Source organism: Mycobacterium simiae (genome assembly GCF_010727605.1).
GTDB classification, from domain to species: Bacteria; Actinomycetota; Actinomycetes; order Mycobacteriales; family Mycobacteriaceae; genus Mycobacterium; species Mycobacterium simiae.
This window is the reverse complement of the sequence record NZ_AP022568.1, coordinates 5,465,861-5,483,845: the sequence shown is the minus strand read 5'-3', so window position 1 is coordinate 5,483,845 and position 17,985 is coordinate 5,465,861. Positions and strand designations below refer to the sequence as shown.

Genomic DNA, 17,985 nt, shown 5'->3' with positions numbered 1-17,985 from the left:
TTCGTTGGCACGAATGACCACAAACTGAGCAGCCGTTTCCGGCCTGCGGCGTGCGTGCGTGAGTCGTGGTGGTGGGTGTGGCGTGGTGGGGCGGTGTTTGTGGCGTGGGTGTTCTAGCGGTGGTGGTAGTGGGGGGTGATGCTGGCGGCGGTGGCTTGTGAACGCGGTGCGAACGGTAGGGGAATGAGCACTATGGGTTGGGTGGATTTTGTGGTGTCGTCCGGTGGGGTTGCTGGGCCGGGGGGCCGATTTTTCCCGCCGGGACCGTGGGTGGGGTGTGGGCACACGCGGGAGTTGCGGCGCGCGCGGTGATCGGTGGGGCCGATCAGGGGTGTTGAGGTCGGTGGGGGTGTTGTTGGTGTGGCTGTCCTTGGGTGCAGAGTTGCATCGGCTTGGTGTGAGGGGTTGCGCCGGTCTGCTGGTTGCGGGGTAGGCGACAGAGCAAAACGAGTGGGGCCCGTGGTGGTGTCGCATCTCTGGGGTGTGGGGGTGCGGGGTGGGTATTGAGATTCCGCCGGAGTTGCAGTGGGTTGCGTATTTGACGGGGCAGCAGTGGCCTCAGGGTGATGAGACGGCGATGTTTGCCCTGGCGGGCGAGTGGAATGGTGCGGCGGAGCAGTTGTCGGATGCGGCGCCGGGGTTGGAGCAGGCGCAGTCGCAGGTGTCCTCGTCGTTGACGGGTCAGACCGCGGATGCGGCGGCGGGGCAGTTTGCGTCGTTGTTGTCGGGTGATTCGTCGGTGTCGTCGGTGGCGGGGTCGATGACGTCGTTGGGGAATTTGGCGGAGCAGACCGGGACGCAGATTCAGTACACGAAGTTGCAGATTTTGAGTTCGTTGGCGATCGCGGCGTATGAGATCGCGACGGCGTTGTGGGAGGCGGATTTTACCTTTGGTGCGTCGTTGGCGTGGATTCCGGCGATTGAGGCGATCACGGTGGCCGCGGTGCGGGAGTTGGTCGAGCAGTTGTGGGATCGGATCGCGGCGTTGTTGTCGCAGGTGGTGACTAAGGAGGGGTTGGCAGCCTTGGGTAAGGCTGCGTTGGTGCAGGCGGGGCATTTGCTGCCTGGTATTGCCGAGTCGGTGGCCGAGGGGGTGGTCCAGGGTGTGGTGCAGGATCTGTTGATTCAGGACTTTCAGATAGTGGAGGGGGTGCGTAACGGTCTTGATGTGCAGCAGACCATCGACATTGGGGTGAGTGGGCTTGTCGGTGGGGTGGTGGGTCCGGTTGTGCATCATGGGTTGGCTCATGTGGTGGGGCAATCGAGCAGCATTGTGGGGAAGGCGCTCAGCGGGGTGGGGACCCATTTCGGGGTGGGGGTGGTCGCCAATGTCGCGGGGACGGTGGCCACGGGGGGCAGTGTGGATGCGGCCGATATTTTTGGGGGGGCGGCCGGGGGAGCGCCGTCGGGAGGAATCCGCAGCTTCGAACACGGCGGGGCTCACGGCGCAGGGGATGACGAGGCCCACCCGGTGGCGGTGCCCGACACCAAGCCCACCACCCCCCACACCGACACAGCTGCTGATACCCACTCCGACGCCGGGGGTGGTGGTGGGGGGTCGCGCGATCCGCTATTCCAGCCACCGCCAGACGAGCAGACCCCGTCCGCAATCCCGGACACCTCGAATACCTCGGTCGGGGGCGCTGGTGGTGATCCTGCTGGGGCGCAGGGAATTTCGACTGACATCAACGGGGCCGGCTCACTAGCGCAGAGCAATACCACCTCCGGGCCGGAGGGGCCAACACCCACCGGCACGGCATCCCCCAACGGTGCCGGGTCAAGCCCACAGCGTGATCTGTCGGCTGCCGGCGACACCTCGTCGGCCGGTGCCCGACACGACGCGCGAGGGTCCGGGCAATCAAGCCAGGGGGTGTCCTCGGATGTGGCCGACGCCGGCGGTACCGCCGGGGCGTCGACGTCGACGTCCTCCACCGTGGCGGGTGGGGATGCGAGCACGTCCACGCCCACCCACGGCGCGGGGCAGGGCAGGGCAGGACAGCAGTCCTCGGGATCGGTTGCCGACGCGGCGGCAACTACTGCCACATCCAAGTCGGCGGCGGGTTCGGCGGGGGCCGCGGCCAGCACGTCGGTGGCCAACTCCTCCCACCATTCGGCGGCGGGGCAGGGGTCGGCAACCGGGTCGGCGCTGTCACAAGCATCACGGTTCGCCCACCAACCCGCGGCCACCCCGACTGCGACATCGGGTGCGGCCCAGTCGATTACCCACACCCCGTCCCACGCCGAGGGTGATCCGACGGGGAGTCAGCAATCTCAGGTGCATGCGGTGTTGGGTTCGGCCGGTGCGGACTCCTCGACCACCACGCCGTCGTCGACGGCCTCCTCGGTGGTGGCCGAGCCGGTGCGGTCGCCGGTGGCGGATACCCCCGCCCCGGCGCCGCCTCCGCCTCCGGTCGCGGTCCCGGCCGATCGTGGGACCGGCGCACCGGATGCGGGTGTGGGTGTCGTGTCGGCGCTGGGTTCTGATCAGGGGGGTGCAGCGTCTCCACCGCCCGTTCAGCTTTCCCTCGAGCATGCGGCCTCGCCCACTGCCAACGGGGATGACGCTGCGGGCCTGCCGGATCGGCAGGGAAGTGTGGAGTCAGACAGTTCGACGCCAGCCATGGTGTCCTCGGATCACCTCGACGATGATCCCGCGTTACCCACCGCATCGGGGGCCGCTGTCCCGGATGCGGGACTGCCTGCTGCGGGGGGTGACCGTTCGGGTTTCCCGCAGGGCCCCGTTGTGGGGGGTGGCGCGAGTGTGGCTGGCGGCAAGGCGGATTCGGAAATCCTCGGGGGGCGAGGTCTGGTCGCATTGTCGGAGTCGGGGGCAGCGGGCGGTGAGGCGCGGGAGTCGGTGTCTGACAGTGCGGGTGGTGGGTTGCGGGGGACACCGGCGGACAAGCCTGGTGGTTCGTCGGCGGCTACCGCCGGGGCTGGGCGCTCCTCCCGGCCCGAGCCGACGGTGGTGGCGCGGTCTGCGGAAGGGCCGGTGGCGGGACCGGTCAAGGCGTCGTCTGAGGGTGGTGAGGGCTCCCATCCCGCTCGGGGGTCCACGACCCACCATATCGGTGATGACATCGAGGCGGTCGGTGCCGGGGACGGTGCCACCAGGTCCACACCAGGCGCCGCGGCGGCCGGCACTGACCACGCTGAACCAGCAACCACCACAGTTAAACCCCCGCACGACAGCGCGAACGGCGATGACGTAGACCCGTTCTCCGACAACGACAGTCATCGTTCAACCAAGGAATCATCGACTGCTGGCGACCACGACCAAGACAGCCAAGACAGCCAGGGGCACCAGGGCAGCCATGATCCGGTCGAGCAAACCGACACCGCGCACCCCCATCCTTCAGAGCGCGTGGCCACCCACACCAGCACCGACGGCCGCGGGAACGAGGCGAGTCGTGCCGGCGGCCCTGAAGTAGATTCCGCCACCAGGCCCGAAAGCCGTGGTGCGGTAGGGGATGGCGAGGGGGAGGGGCACGACGCGTCGGGGCGGGTCGTGGCTGGTGGGCACGGCCAGGAGGGGGGCGCGGCAGACCCGGTTGGGGGGGATCGGTCGTGGGTGGGGGTGACGACGCCGTTTGATGATTGGCGTCGTTTTGAGGCGGGGGAGCCGCAGCGCGCTGCGGATGTGTTGGGTGCGGTGACGGCCCGGTTGCGTCGGGCTGGGTTGGGTGAGGACGACGGGGAGTGGGTGCAGCGGGCTTATCGGGAGCTTCCCCCCGATCAGCGTCGTCGGGATTCACGGGCGCTCGCGGAGATCCTTTTCAACCGGGTGGTGACGGGTCAGTCGTATCCCGGGGGTCGGGGCGGGGCTCGTGACGGGCACAATGCGCGCTTGGACGCGGCCCTGCGGGCAGCCGAGGATCCCACCCGCGGCGCTGGCGGGTCGTCCTGGCATCAGGATGTGCTCACCGAGATTCTCAACCATGTGGACCAGATCACCGACGACCAATATCGACGTCTGCATGCTTTGGGTGTGCGGGTGCCGACGCGGGTGCGGGTATCTGCTGGGCGGGCCACCGTGGGAGCTGGCGGGTCGGGGTCGTCGCGGGGGGTCGGGCTGCCCGTGGCACGCGCAGGCCAGTCCCATCAACCGCACGGCCCGCAGTCCTCTCGCAGCAGCGGTTCAGGGCCCAGTAGACACGCCTCGTTGAGCGGGGCTTCGGGGTCACACACGGTGCAGCATCGGCTATCTCAGGGTCCGGGGCCGGTGGCGGGTCGTCGGGATGTGGTGTCGGGGCAGGGTGCTAAGGCGGCCGGTGAGGGGCAGGAGCGGCGGGTCACGGTGCCCGGTGATGGGTGGTGTTTGTTGTATGCGGTGGTGGTCAGTACCCCGCCGCGGCATTGGCCGCAGGGTTTGTCGGACACTGCTGATGCTGATCATGCGGCGATCTTGCGGCAGTTACAGGATCGGGGCAGCCGGGCCGATGCTGGTGGGCGGGGCGGGGCGGGTCCGCAGCCGACGGTGTTGGATCGCACCGCGCGCGCGGTGCACCAGTTGGTCATGCGGTGGGTAGACCAGGCCGGTGCGGGGGGGTTGCCCCCCGATGTGGTGGCGCCTTATCGCCGTAGCCAAGAGCAGATGGCTCAACTCGACGATTTCGTGCGCCAGGCCAGTCGTGAGCAGTTGTCGGCTCGGCTGCGGCACGCCGGGATCACTGAGGTCGGTGCGCCGGACTGGTTGGATCCCAGCCATTTACGTGAGCTTTACATCACCGCGCGCGCCAATGAGTTCGTCCACGACACCGGTCAACCGGTCGAGCAGGCGCGTGAGCGAGCGCGAAACGAAGTGACAGCTGAGCGCGGGGGGGCCTCCGCTGATGCGGTGTTGGGCGTGCAGAGGCAGTTCGATTATTTGAGCCGACACAATGCGCTGCCCGGTATGGACCAATTGACCGACGCGGAGTTAGGCACTGCGGTCCGAGAAACCCACGCCCAGCAAGCACTGACCGCTGAAGAACACCAACAGTTAGTCAATGCGGTGCGCCAATGGGGACCCGGTACCACCGCCTGGAACAGCGCCTACGGCGAAATGTTTCCTGCTTTGGTGGCCCATTCCCTGGGCGTGCGGATCCGCAACACCATCGCCGGGGATCTACAAGAGGTCGGCCCACCCACCACCAACCGCACCATCACCGTGCACTACAACGGACACGACCACTACGACGCCACCCTGCCCACCGACCACCACCAGCCCCCACACCACCCGACCTTCCGGGAAAACCGCCGACCGGATCCCACACGGCCACACCCCCACCCGCACAACACCACCACACACAAACGCCCCCGCGACCACGACGACCACGACCGCGACGACGACCGCGAGGACTCCCGCCGTCAACGCCGCCGCCACGACCACGACCGCGACGACGACCGCGACAACACCCGCCGCCAACGCCCCCGCCACGACCACGACCGCGACGACACTCGCCGCCAACGCCCACCCCAGTACGAGCAGCCACACCGGGCAGCCTTCCGGGAAGGCTTGCGATCGGATTCAGGAAGGCTGGGCTCGCGCAGGCCGGACGACGTCAGCGCACGCAAACGGTCCCGCGACGACGACTATGACCGCGACGACACCCGCCGCCAGCGCCCCCGCCGCGACGAGGACGTCGCGGCCCGCGACACCCGGCGTGACCCACCCCCTCCCCGACACGAACAGCCACACCGCGTGGCGTTCGGCGGTGATGAGCATGGTTACCCGGTGGGGAGGTTGTCTCGTGAGCTCAAGGCAGAGCTCAAAGGGATGGCCGGGGTTGGTGGCAGGGGCAGGCAGGGCGGGTATTCGCCGACACAGCGGGCGGTGATTGCTGAGTATGCCGGTGACTTTTTAGCGTCGGGGGATACCGCCCCGATGCGGGGGGATGAGGTTGCCGGTTATGGCGGGCTGGCCAATGAGTTCAGCAAGAATGTCGAGGATCCGGATTCACGAGACGCGTTAACTGTGGTGGCGCGCAAATTTGCTGGCCTGCCCCGGCACGGTCGCCCGCTCGCGACGCGTGATCTGGCGTTGTTCGCGAACGCGTTCAGCAAACTCGACCTCGACGCTTACCGCCCGGTGCTTCACGCACTGGAAAAGATCGCCATCACCGTCGCCCACACCGGGCTGCCCGGCCACGGCTCCCAGAATTTGGCGATGATAGCCAACGGGTTAAGCAAGCTCGAGGTTCACCCAGAATCGGATGCCGAACGCGCACTAAACAACATCGCTGCCACCGTGGCCAACACCGATCTGCCCGGCTACAGTTCCCAAGATTTGGCGATGATAGCCAACGGGTTAAGCAAGCTCGAGGTTCACCCAGATTCGAATGCCGAACGCGCACTAAACAACATCGCTGCCACCGTGGCCAAGAGAGATCTGAGGGATTTCACGTCGCAACAGGTGGCGATGGTAGCTAATGGGTTAAGCAAGCTACATATTGACACAAATTCGCGCGCCGAGCGCGGACTAAACAGCATCGCTGCCACCGTGGCCAACAGAGACCTCAAGGATTTCATTCCACAGCATTTGGCGATGATGGCCAACGGGTTAAGCAAGCTAGACGCCAGTAAAAACCTTGATGCAGCACCCGCACTTAACAACATCGCTGCCACCGTGGCCAACAGAGATCTGAGGGATTTCACGTCGCAGCAGGTGGGGATGATGGTCAACGGGTTGAGCAAGCTCGATCCCACCAGCAGCGTGCCCGCCAGGATGGCGCTGGACACCATCGCTACCGCGGTGGCCGCTAGGGATCTGAGGGGTTTCACCTCGCAAGATTTGGCGATGGTGACCCATGGGCTGGGCAAGCTCGATCCCACCAGCAGCGTGCCCGCCAGGATGGCGCTGCACACCATCGCTACCGCGGTGGCCGCTAGGGATCTGAGGGGTTTCACCTCGCAAGGTTTGGCGATGGTCGCCAATGGGCTGGGCAAGCTCGATCCCACCAGCAGCGTGCCCGCCAGGATGGCGCTGCACACCATCGCTACCGTGGTCGCCAACCGAGATCTCACGGAGTTCACTGCACAGCAGGTGGGCATGGTGGCCAATGGGCTGAGCAAGCTCGAGGTTCAGACCGATTCGGATGCCGAAGACGGACTGAACAACATCGCTAACGTGGTGGCCGCCCGGGATCTGAGGGCTTTCACGTCGCAAGATTTGGCGATGGTGGCCAACGGGCTGAGCAAGCTAAATATCGTAGGGGGTTCGGATGCCGAACATGCGTTGGACAGCATCGCTAACGTGGTGGCCGCCCGGGATCTGAGGGCTTTCACGTCGCAAGATTTGGCGATGGTGGCCAACGGGCTGAGCAAGCTAGATGTCCTACAGGGTTCGGATGCCGAACACGGATTGAATGCGATCGGTGCCACAGTGGCCGACCGAGATCTAAAGAATTTCACTTCTCAGAACTTGGCGATGGTGGCCGGCGGGCTGAGCAAGCTAGATGTCCTACAGGGTTCGGATGCCGAACACGGATTAAACAAGGTCGCTGCCACCGTGGCCAACAGAGACCTGACCGACTACACGCCGCAAGAGTTGGCGATGGTAGCCAACGGGCTAAGCAAGCTAGATGCCGAGAGAGATTCGCACGCCGAGCACGGACTGAACAAAATCGGTGCTGCGGTGGCGAGCAGAGATCTGACGAAGTTCACGTCGCGAAATTTGGCGATGGTGGCCGGTGGGTTGAGCAAACTAGACATCGGTGACAACCCGGATGCGGCACGCGGGTTGGGCACGATCGGTGCCGCAGTGGCTGTTGCGGATTTGACTGGCTATAAGCCGCAAGATTTGGCGATGGTGGCTAACGGGCTGAGCAAGTTAGCTATTAGTGACAACCTGCATGCGGTGGGTGGGTTGGGCAAGATTAGTGCCGCGGTGGCCGACAGAGATCTGAAGGATTTCACGTCGCAAGAGTTGGCGATGGTGGCCGGTGGGTTGAGCAAGCTGGATGTTGAGAGAGATTCGCACGCGGCGCACGGACTGAACAAAATCGGTGCTGCGGTGGCCAGCAGAGATCTGACGAAGTTCACGTCGCGAAATTTGGCGATGGTGGCCGGTGGGTTGAGCAAACTAGACATCGGTGACAACCCGGATGCGGCACGCGGGTTGGGCACGATCGGTGCCGCAGTGGCTGTTGCGGATTTGACTGGCTATAAGCCGCAAGATTTGGCGATGGTGGCTAACGGGCTGAGCAAGTTAGACATCAGTGACAACCCGGACGCGGCACGCGGGTTGGGCACGATCGGTGCCGTGGTAGCCGACAGAGATCTGAAGGATTTCACGTCGCAAGAGTTGGCGATGGTGGCTAATGGGCTGAGCAAGTTAGACATCAGTGACAACCCGGACGCGGCACGCGGGTTGGGCACGATCGGTGCCGTGGTAGCCGACAGAGATCTGACGAAGTTCACGTCGCAAGATTTGGCGATGGTGGCTAATGGGCTGAGCAAACTAGACATCAGTGACAACCCGGACGCGGCACGCGGGTTGGACACGATCGGTGCCGTGGTAGCCGACAGAGACCTGAAGGATTTCACGCCGCAAGATTTGGCGATGGTGGCTAATGGGCTGAGCAAACTCGACATCAGTCAAAATCCGGACGCGGCACGCGGGTTGGACACGATCGGTGCCGCAGTGGCCGACGGCGCGGATCTGAGGGCGTTCAATTCGCAGGATTTGGCGATGGTGGCTAATGGGCTGAGCAAACTCGACATCAGTCAAAATCCGGACGCGGCACGCGGGTTGGACACGATCGGTGCCGTGGTAGCCGACAGAGATCTGACGAAGTTCACGTCGCGAAATTTGGCGATGGTGGCTAATGGGCTGAGCAAACTAGATATCAGTCAAAATCCGGACGCGGCACGCGGGTTGGGCACGATCGGTGCCGTGGTAGCCGACAGAGATCTGAAGGATTTCACGTCGCAAGATTTGGCGATGGTGGCTAATGGGCTGAGCAAGGCGGATCTGGGGGCGGGTTCGGATGCGGCACGGGGGTTGGGCAGGATCGGTGCCGCCGTGGCCGAAGTCGATTTGACTGACTTCAAGCCGCAAGGTTTGGCGTTGGTGGCGAATGGGTTGGGCAAGGTAGCCAGCAGTGATAACCCGGACGCGGTGGGTGGGTTAGGCAAGATTGGTGCCGCGGTGGCCGATGGGGATTTGAGGGGGTTCCCGTCGCGGGATTTGGCGTTGGTGGCTAATGGGTTGAGTAAGGCGGATTTCGAGGCGAGTCCGGAGGTGGGGCGGGGTTTAGAACAGATCGCGCGGACGGTGGGTCGAGGGGCGCATTGGTGGGGGTCCTTCGAGCAGGTGGACGTTAACCAGTTGGCCAATGCGTTGTCGCGGGGGTGGACCGCGGAGGGGGATGGGCCTGACGGGATGGCCCGGCAGGCGGTGTTCGCCGAGCGGTTACATCAGTTGGCTGATTATTGGGTGGATTCTGGGCGACTCCCCGAGGCTGGGGTGTTGGATATCGCGACGGTGTTTAAGGCGTTGGGAAAGGTGGGTCTGCACGACGATTTGCAGGTGTTGGCCGGGCCGGGGCTGACTCGGTTGGAGGAGGTGCGGGCACGCGACGGGCTTGACCGCGTGGATTTGGAGACGCTGGGCAGTGTGGGTGCGGCGTTGTTGCCGATGCTGCGTAACCCGCGGTTGCGTCGGCATCGGGTGCAGGCGCTGGATTTTTTGGTGACTGTGCAGCCCGAGATCGCCCGCGATATCAACTTGTTTCACGGGAAAGAGTCAGCGCGCCCGGGGGAGAAGTTTGATACCCGGGCTCCGGCGTTGACGATGTTTCAGGTGCTCAAGACCTATTCGGTGGTCGCGGACATGGTGCGCCGCGGGGGGCGGGGCAACAGCGCCGACCCGCAGCGGGCAGAGGATCTGAAGGCGTGGCTGCGTGCGACGCTGCGAGACAACCAGGCACTGATTGAGAGTGATTTATCGAGTCACAGCTGGAATTTGATCGCCCAGCTGGAAGCCGAGCATCCCCTGGATGCACTCGATGAGTGGTTGCAGGCAGACGGGCGCCAGGAGCAAGCCAGCCTGGGGGTGCCTGCCGCGTTTGATGTGGCCGCGGTGGTCGAGCAGATGCGTCACGAGCCGGCGCCACCCCCGCCGCAGGCCGGCGTGGTGAACCTGTCGAACAAAGTTGATTTGCGGGGGCGCCCGATTCGAGGCGCTCAGCAGGATGTGCCGGAGCCGCGGTATTCCATTTTGAGTCGCTTGACCGAGGGCACACTCACACCGGTGTCGGTGCAATTGCCGGGCAAACTGAGCACGTTCATGTTGGCGCGGATGGTGCATATCGGGGGTGTGCCGCACCGGATGGACATCGTGGGCGGCAGCGCGATGAAAGCCCCAGGGGAGCGACTGGAGGATATCTTCAAGCGCCGGCCGGGGGAGGCCCGGGTGCCCGATGGGGGGCGGTTGATGGCGTTTCCGCTGGCTGATACCCGTCCGAGTAGTGCGTTTTCCCGGCTGATGGCCAAACTGTTGCCCAACCAGGAAAGTTTCTACTACTTCCAACGGATGATGCTGGCTTCTCCACCGGGTATTGGGGGGTTGAAGCCCCATGATTATGTGTTGGAAGGCGAGTTTCCGATTGCGATTCTGCCCGACCGCCCCCCAGCGCAGGGACACGCGTTTCAGCTCGAGGGGGGGATCGCGCTGCGCCCGCACGACGGGACCGGGTTCATCAAGGAATCCGTCGCCCACAAAATGGGCCTGTTTGACAAAGCAGGGGCAAAGTTACCGGTCTTTGGACAAGAACGCCCGGCCAAACTGCCCGCCCAAGCACTGCAGCACTACCCTCGCTCCGCGGACGTGGTCACCGAAGTCGTGGACAAACTGCGGGCCAGCCTGGCGGCCAGCAGCACCCCGCTGCAAGGGGAGGACTTATTCCGCACCGTGACCACCGGCAACATCACGGGGGCGCATGCGGTGGCGGTCCCCTCCTCCGACGGCAAGCTGCACCTGCCCCCCCAAAAGCGAAGCGACGCAGGCGCAGCCGACGCGGTGGGCCCACACTCCGCTGGTGTTCTGCTGGGCCGGGCTCCGTATGACAAGCCCAACCTGCGGCCGATCCCACCCGACCGGGTCGGTGAACCCGACGACGCCACCGCAGCGTTCCTGCAGCAAGCCACCGCCCTGCAGTACAGCTTTGTCGCGGCCGAACCCCACGACAGCCCCCAATCTGAGCCGCAACTGTTTTTCGCCAAGGGTGTGCTGGTGCTGGTCCCCGATGACAAATGGCCCGCAGCCTATTCCACCCGCAGTGTGGTGTTTTCCGCTGAAGACATCAAAACGCATTCCAGCTGGACTACCAGCAAGAACCGCCCCACCACCGACACCGCCATGGTCGCTACCGGCATCCTGCAAGCCATCGAAGTGTTCGGCCCGGGATCATTAGTCGCGGTCCCCCCCGAGGAACAAAAAAAGCTCGACGGGGACTTCGACGGCGACGCCGTCCTACTCCTGGGCGACCGGCCCGCGTTGTTTAACCACGTGCACACATTCGAGGAAACTCAAAAACCGCTGCCGTCTCTCAAACCACCCAAATCCCACACCCCCGCCATCGACCGCACCACCGGCCAGTACACGTTCGGACGTGCCCGACAAATACTGTCCACCAAACTCGGCACGCTGGAACGCTACAGCGGTCTGCTGCAAACCTACCTCGCCCAACCCGACCACACCCGCGCCTGGCTGGCCCGACGCAGCGTATTCGGCACCTACGAAGGCCTGCACCCCGACCTCAAACGCCAACTACGCACCGCCCTAGAACACACACCCCCCACCACGACCGACCACCCCACCACCGACCCCCACACCACCGACGCGCACACCACCAGCCCCGACACCACCGACGCGCACATCACCGGCCCCGATACCACCGACGCACCGACAATCGACCAGCTCACGACCGCCCTGGACGAGGAGTTCAACCGCGCCCACAACCCCCACACCAAAACCGTGATCCGTATATTGCAAGACCAACTACGGGCCTGGCGCCACAACCCCACACCCACCCCCCACGACAACCCCGCCCAGTCACACTCAACACCGGCCCCGCACGACCCCGCGTCGGTCCCGCGGCCGGTCGCGCACGACCCTGCGCCGGTCCCGCGGCCGGTCGCGCACGATCCTGCGTTTGTCCCACACGACCTTGCGCCGGCCGCCCATGATGCTGCGTCGGTCCGGCAGCCGGGGGCGGTTTCTGGGCGGCATGAGAGGGGTGGGCAGTCAGGTCAGGTTGGGGGTGAGCTGCCGGTGCGGCACGACATTATTAGTGCTGACTTGGTGGAATTGTTCCCTAATCTGGACGAGGTCAACACCGCGCGCACCCCGGCCGAGCGCATCGTAGCGATCCTTAACGGTTTTCCGAACCGTATGCATCTTGATCCCGCCGGCTACGATCCCACCGACCTGCACCAAAGCCTGCAGAACTTCCTCAGTTTGGGCATCAAGGTCGGCACCGACGCCTATAAATCCGATACCGGCGCTTATGAGTTCACACGCAAAGCCCACCGCCTTCAAGCCCTGTTCCAGCAGGCAGAAGGGTTGAAGAAGGTTCCTTACAGCAAAGCCGCGGCCCGCCGTTTACACCGTGGAACCCTCGACCCAGACGCTGATCGCCGTGAACTTCACGGTAATCCCACCCTGGCCGCCGGTCTCATGGAAGCCGGCCTAGACCTCGCCCAGGAGCACCAGTTGCTGGCCCGATCAGCACCCCCCGAAGACCCTGTCGAGGCCGCCGCGCACTACGCCAACGCCAACACAACAGCGCAGGCATTACGCGCCCACGCCGAACAGCAGGAACCGCTCATCACCCCCATTCTGGCGGGCATCGCCCGTACCGTGGGCACTGAGCTGGCCGACCCACACAGGCAGCTGCGCAGCATCGGGTCGATGCGAGAAGATTTGGCTGCGGCAGGCCCCACTTCCAGCACCCACACCGACCAACCACGATGGAATCCCTTGCGTTATGTCCTGGTGTTCCCGGAGGACCAGTTCACCGCACGCACCCGCCAAGCTCTAGAAGAGCTGCAGCGTTTCGGTTTCAGCAAAATGCGTCTCACCAACCATTTCCTCACCAGCAATCCCCGCTTCCGGGGAGTGACCGCGGTCATGGCCACCGACGAGGGATACCGCTTCGGTGTCCAATTCCACACAACTCAGAGCCACCAGGCCAAACTCGACAATCACGACACCTTGAAGTCCCACCAGTCACAGCGCGACGCTGAGCAACTCCAGCGCTACCGGCGCCTTCTGGACGAGGTATACGCACCCGACAAGGTCCCTATCCCCAACGACGTCAACCTCATCCGCAACTTCGCCCCTCTTCACCCCGGCGTCGACGTGACCCCAATCCCCAAACACAGCTCAGCTGGCCCAGCCCCCACCATCCCCAGCAAGCCCTCCACTCGTCCCACGACCACTTCCACCCGCCCCCAACCCGCCAGACAACCGCGGCCCCAACGACCCACCGGCACAACAACTTCGCGCACCATCCCGCCAACGGCTGCCCACACCACCACCTCGCAGCCGGGACGGGTCCCCCTCGTCGACTCGAATCAGCCTCACCACGCAGTGACCGATCCCCCCGTGCGGGTCCAAGACCAGCCACCCACCCACGTCGACCTCGACCACGAGTACGGGCCTCTAGTCGAGGCAAACTGGGTCAAGACCCATGAGAAAGACCCCACAACCGGACTTCCCCGCGTTAATCCGGTCTGGTACCGGCTCACCGACATGCCAGCTGAGGTGTTGCTGTCCCACACCGGCGCGAAATGGCATTACACCGTCGACGCCCACGGCCATATCCGCATCGGCAGCGCAGAACTGGGCGCCCTGCTTCCCGACGACGAACTCACCGACCACTACCGCTTCCACCACCAAGGACAACACCCCAGCACCGAACAACTCAGCGCCTTCCGCACCACCCTGGATAAGCAAGGACTTCCCACCATCGCCGTGGAATTCACCGCCGACGGCGCCATCGAAGGCGGCCGGCGCCCCCCGGCTCGCATCAGCGGCGAAATCGTCTTCAACCCCACCACCGCCACCTGGGAAGTCAACGTCTATTCCGGCCGCTACATGCTCGGCAAAAATGGCTGGGCCAAAAACCGCAAACCCATTCCACAGCCCCCCGAAATCGACCGCTGGCTCACCAACGTCGCCACCCGACTCGCCCGCCACCTCGGCGTACCCATAACCACCAAACCGCGCTAAGCGGAAGTGGTCAGGTAGTCCCTCACACCCTCAACATCATGCCCCGCAAGACCAATCTGACTTGATAGTTCAATAACCCGTGTGCCACAAGAAATTCGCCTTCGTGACGGTTTGCAGGCGATCAGGGTGTGGGCAAGTGCCTCGGGGAGCCGGGTGTGCCGGCTTTTGTTGGCGGCGATAGACGTGCGCGCGGTGCTCGATGCGACCAACGTAGAGCACACGATCGTCGTCGATTACTCGGAGCGTCACCCGGTAATCACCGCGGCGCGCGACACGATGTCGACCTTTATTGGTGACCCGCGATATTCGACACCGCCGTATTTTCCGTGCTGATAGTCGGCAGATTGTTCAAGCTTTCCGAGTGCGCGGCGGATGTAATCGTGGTGTTTGCAACACTGGGGGGCGCAGGCGGGCGGAAGCCTCGACGACTGGCCGTTTGCGGTCAAGTCCAGGGACGTGGTGTACGGTGCGGCGCCGGATTTCCTTGTTGAGCCGTTGTTCGGGGTTGTTAGACCAAATCTGGCGCCAGATCTGCTTCGGGAAGGCGGTGAACGCCAGCAGATCCGGGCGGGCGTTCTCCAGATGATCGGCGACCTTGGGTAGCTTGTCGTCAAGCGCATCGACGATCCGAACATATTGGGCTGCAACGGAATCAGCGTCAGGTTGGTCGTAGATCGAATGCAGCAGGGTGCGCACCCACGGCCAGGACTACTTCGGGGTCACGGCCATCAGGTTGGTGGCGTAGTGCGTACTGCAGCGCTGCCAGGCCGCTCCGGGCAGGGTGGCCCCGATCGCGGCCAGCAGCCCAGCGGGGGCGTCGCTGGTGACCAACCCAACCCCGGACAGCCCTCGAGCGGTCAGCGACCGCAACACCTTCGGCCGGGTGGGGTTCGCGCTGCCGGCCACTCAGGTCGCCGTCGACGGCGCGGCGGTGTGCGGTCTGGTCACCACCGGCCTGTGCCGCGACCCCGACCTGTCGAACTTCGGCGAGGTGATGGCGATCTACGTCGAGCCGGCGCATCTGCGCCGCGGCGTCGGCCGGGCACTGATGAATGCCGCGCGCTGTCGGCTCCGCCGGGTGGGCGTCGGCTGGGCCGCGCTATGGGTGCTGGACGGCAATGTCGGGGCGCGGCGATTCTACGAGCGCGACGGCTGGGACTGCGACGGGGCGCGGCGCACCTCGACCTACGGCGGCGTCGAGGTGACCGAGGTGCGCTATCGCCACAACATCGAACGCGCTTGAGCGACTACGGGTTTGGCCACCGAAACATTGACCGCGATGCGCGCCCGGTACGGTGAGCGGATGGCCGAACGGTTGCTCGCCGGGGTGCGTGTGCTCGACTTGTCCGGCGGTGTCGTCGACACGGTGACCCGCCTGCTCGCCGACCTGGGCGCCGACGTCGTGAAGGTCGAACCGCCGGGCGGCAGCCCGGCTCGCCGTGCCCGGCCGACGCTGGCGGACACCAGCATTCCGTTCGCCGTGCACAACGCCAACAAGGCCAGCGTGGTGCTGGACGGGCGCGACGACGACGACCGCCGCAGCTTCTTCGAACTCGTCGCGACCGCCGACATCGTGGTTGACGCCGGTTTCCCGGGGCAGGCCAGCGCGTTCGGCAGCTCCGGCGCCGAGCTGGCCGAGCGGCATCCCCACCTGGTCGTCGTGTCGATCACCGACTTCGGTGCGACGGGTCCACGCGCGTCATGGCGGGCGACCGATCCGGTGCTGTTCGCCATGTCGGGGTCGTTGTCGCGCTCGGGGCCCACGATCGGGGCCCCGGTCTTGCCGCCCGACGGCATCGCCTCGGCCACCGCCGCCGTGCAGGCGACCTGGGCCACGTTGGTCGGGTACTACAACAAACTGCGTTGTGGCACAGGCGATTACATCGACTTCTCCCGCTTCGACGCGGTCGTCATGGCACTCGACCCCGCCTTCGGCGCGCACGGGCAGGCGTCGGCCGGGCACCGCAGCAGCGCATGGCGGGGCCGCCCGAAAAACCAGGACCCCTACCCGATCTGCGCGTGCCTTGATGGTTACGTCCGGCTCTGCGTGATGGCGCCGCGGCAGTGGCACGGCCTGCGCCGCTGGCTGGGGGAGCCGGCGGAATTCCAGGACCCCAAGTACGACACCCTGGCCGCCCGGTTCGCCGCGTGGCCGCAGATCGCCGTCCTGGTCGACGCGCTGTTCGCCGACAAAACGATGAAGGAACTGGTCACCGAGGGCCAGGCCCACGGGGTGCCCATCGCGGCGGTGCTGACACCGTCGCGGATTCTGGCCTCCGAACACTTCCAGGCCGTCGGCGCGATCACCCACGCCGAGCTCGTCCCCGGTGTGCAGACCGACGTGCCCACGGGCTACTTCGTGGTCGACGACGAGCGCTGCGGTTTCCGGACGCCTGCCCGGGCGCCCGGCGCCGACCCACCGCGCTGGCCCGCCGAGCCGGCGGCCGCACCCGCACCGACCGGCACGGTCGGCGAGCACCCCTTCCGCGATCTGACGATTCTGGATCTGGGCGTCATCGTCGCCGGGGGAGAGCTGAGCCGGCTGTTCGGTGATCTGGGCGCCGACGTGATCAAGGTGGAAAGCGCCGACTATCCCGACGGGCTGCGGCAGTCCCGCTTCGGGGACGTGATCAGCGAATCGTTCGCGTGGACGCATCGCAATCATCGCGGCCTGGGCCTGGATCTGCGCAGCGAGCACGGCAAGGACATCTTCCGGCGGCTGGTCGGCCAGGCCGACGCGGTGTTCGCCAACTTCAAACCCGGAACCCTGACCGCCCTTGGCTTTTCTTTCGAAGCGTTGCGCACGCTCAATCCCCGGATCGTGCTGGCGGGCAGCAGCGCGTTCGGCAACCGCGGCCCGTGGAGCCGGCGGATGGGCTACGGCCCGCTGGTGCGCGCGACCACCGGGGTTACCCGGCTGTGGACGTCGCAGCAGGCCGCGGCCGACAGCTCGCGGCATCCGTTTTACGACGCGACGACGATCTTCCCCGACCACGTGGTGGGCCGCGTCACCGCGATCGCGGCACTCGCGGCGCTGATCCGGCGCGACCGCACCGGCGATCCGGCCCATGTCCACATCTCGCAGGCCGAGGTCGTCGTTAACCAGCTGGACACCCTGTATGTCACCCAGGCCGCGGCGCGAACCGACGCCGCTGAAGTCTGTGACGACATCAGCCTGCACGCGGTCTACCCGTGCGCCGGGGATGACGAGTGGTGCGTCATTTCGATTCAGTCCGACAGCGAATGGCACTGCGCCACCGCGCTATTCGGACATCCGGAGTGGGCGCACGATGCGCGGTTCGCCACCGCCGAAGCGCGCCTGGCCCACCGGCGCGAGCTGATCGAGTTGGTCTCCGCCTGGACCCGCGCCCGGGCGCCGGCGCAGGCCGCCGCGGCGCTGCAGGCGGCCGGCATCCCGGCCGGCCCGATGAATCGCCCGCCCGACATTCTGGACGACCCGCAACTCGTCGAGCGCGGGCTGCTCAGCGAGATGACGCATCCGCTGGTCAAGCTGCCGATGCCGGCCGAGACGGGCTCGGCGCCGTTCCGGCACATCCCGCCGGCGCCCACTCGTCCCGCGCCGCTGCCCGGCCAGGACACCCGCGAGATCTGCCGGAAGCTGCTGGGCATGAGCGACGAGGAGATCGACCGGCTGATCACCGACCGGGTGCTGTTCGAGGCCCCCAGCAAAACTGAGCAGGACTGAGCCCGACGCCGTCCCCGCCGACGGGCCGCCGACACGGCCCGCGGGCGCGCCGAGATAGGTT

General features: G+C 65.6%; 4 protein-coding genes and 1 pseudogene. 4 read left to right on the top strand and 1 reads right to left on the bottom strand.

All coding sequences use genetic code 11. The annotated features are described in order from the left end of the window. The first annotated feature begins 496 nt into the window (after positions 1 to 496). Positions 497 to 14,218, top strand: a complete 13,722-nt coding sequence (locus G6N33_RS25540; protein ID WP_163771707.1) for a WXG100-like domain-containing protein — start codon at positions 497 to 499, stop codon at positions 14,216 to 14,218. 81 nt (positions 14,219 to 14,299) lie between these two features. Next, positions 14,300 to 14,551: a hypothetical protein gene (locus tag G6N33_RS25535; RefSeq protein WP_155945856.1), complete on the top strand. Its 252-nt coding sequence runs from the start codon at positions 14,300 to 14,302 to the stop codon at positions 14,549 to 14,551. Positions 14,552 to 14,683: 132 nt separating this feature from the next. On the opposite strand, the pseudogene G6N33_RS25530 reads toward G6N33_RS25535, so the two are convergent. Further along, positions 14,684 to 15,085, bottom strand: a pseudogene (locus G6N33_RS25530) (transposase); the annotation flags it as partial. Between G6N33_RS25530 and G6N33_RS25525 the strand changes: the two are divergent. Together G6N33_RS25525 and G6N33_RS25520 are read left to right on the top strand one after the other, a co-directional pair. Beyond that, the gene (locus G6N33_RS25525; RefSeq protein WP_231382390.1) at positions 15,042 to 15,461 is read left to right on the top strand and encodes a GNAT family N-acetyltransferase; all 420 of its coding nucleotides are present in this window, start codon (positions 15,042 to 15,044) and stop codon (positions 15,459 to 15,461) included. The pseudogene G6N33_RS25530 and the gene G6N33_RS25525 overlap by 44 nt on opposite strands. Positions 15,462 to 15,521: 60 nt before the next feature. Then, complete coding sequence (locus G6N33_RS25520) at positions 15,522 to 17,924, top strand: CaiB/BaiF CoA transferase family protein (RefSeq protein WP_044511780.1); 2,403 nt, start codon at positions 15,522 to 15,524, stop codon at positions 17,922 to 17,924. Positions 17,925 to 17,985: the final 61 nt, after the last annotated feature.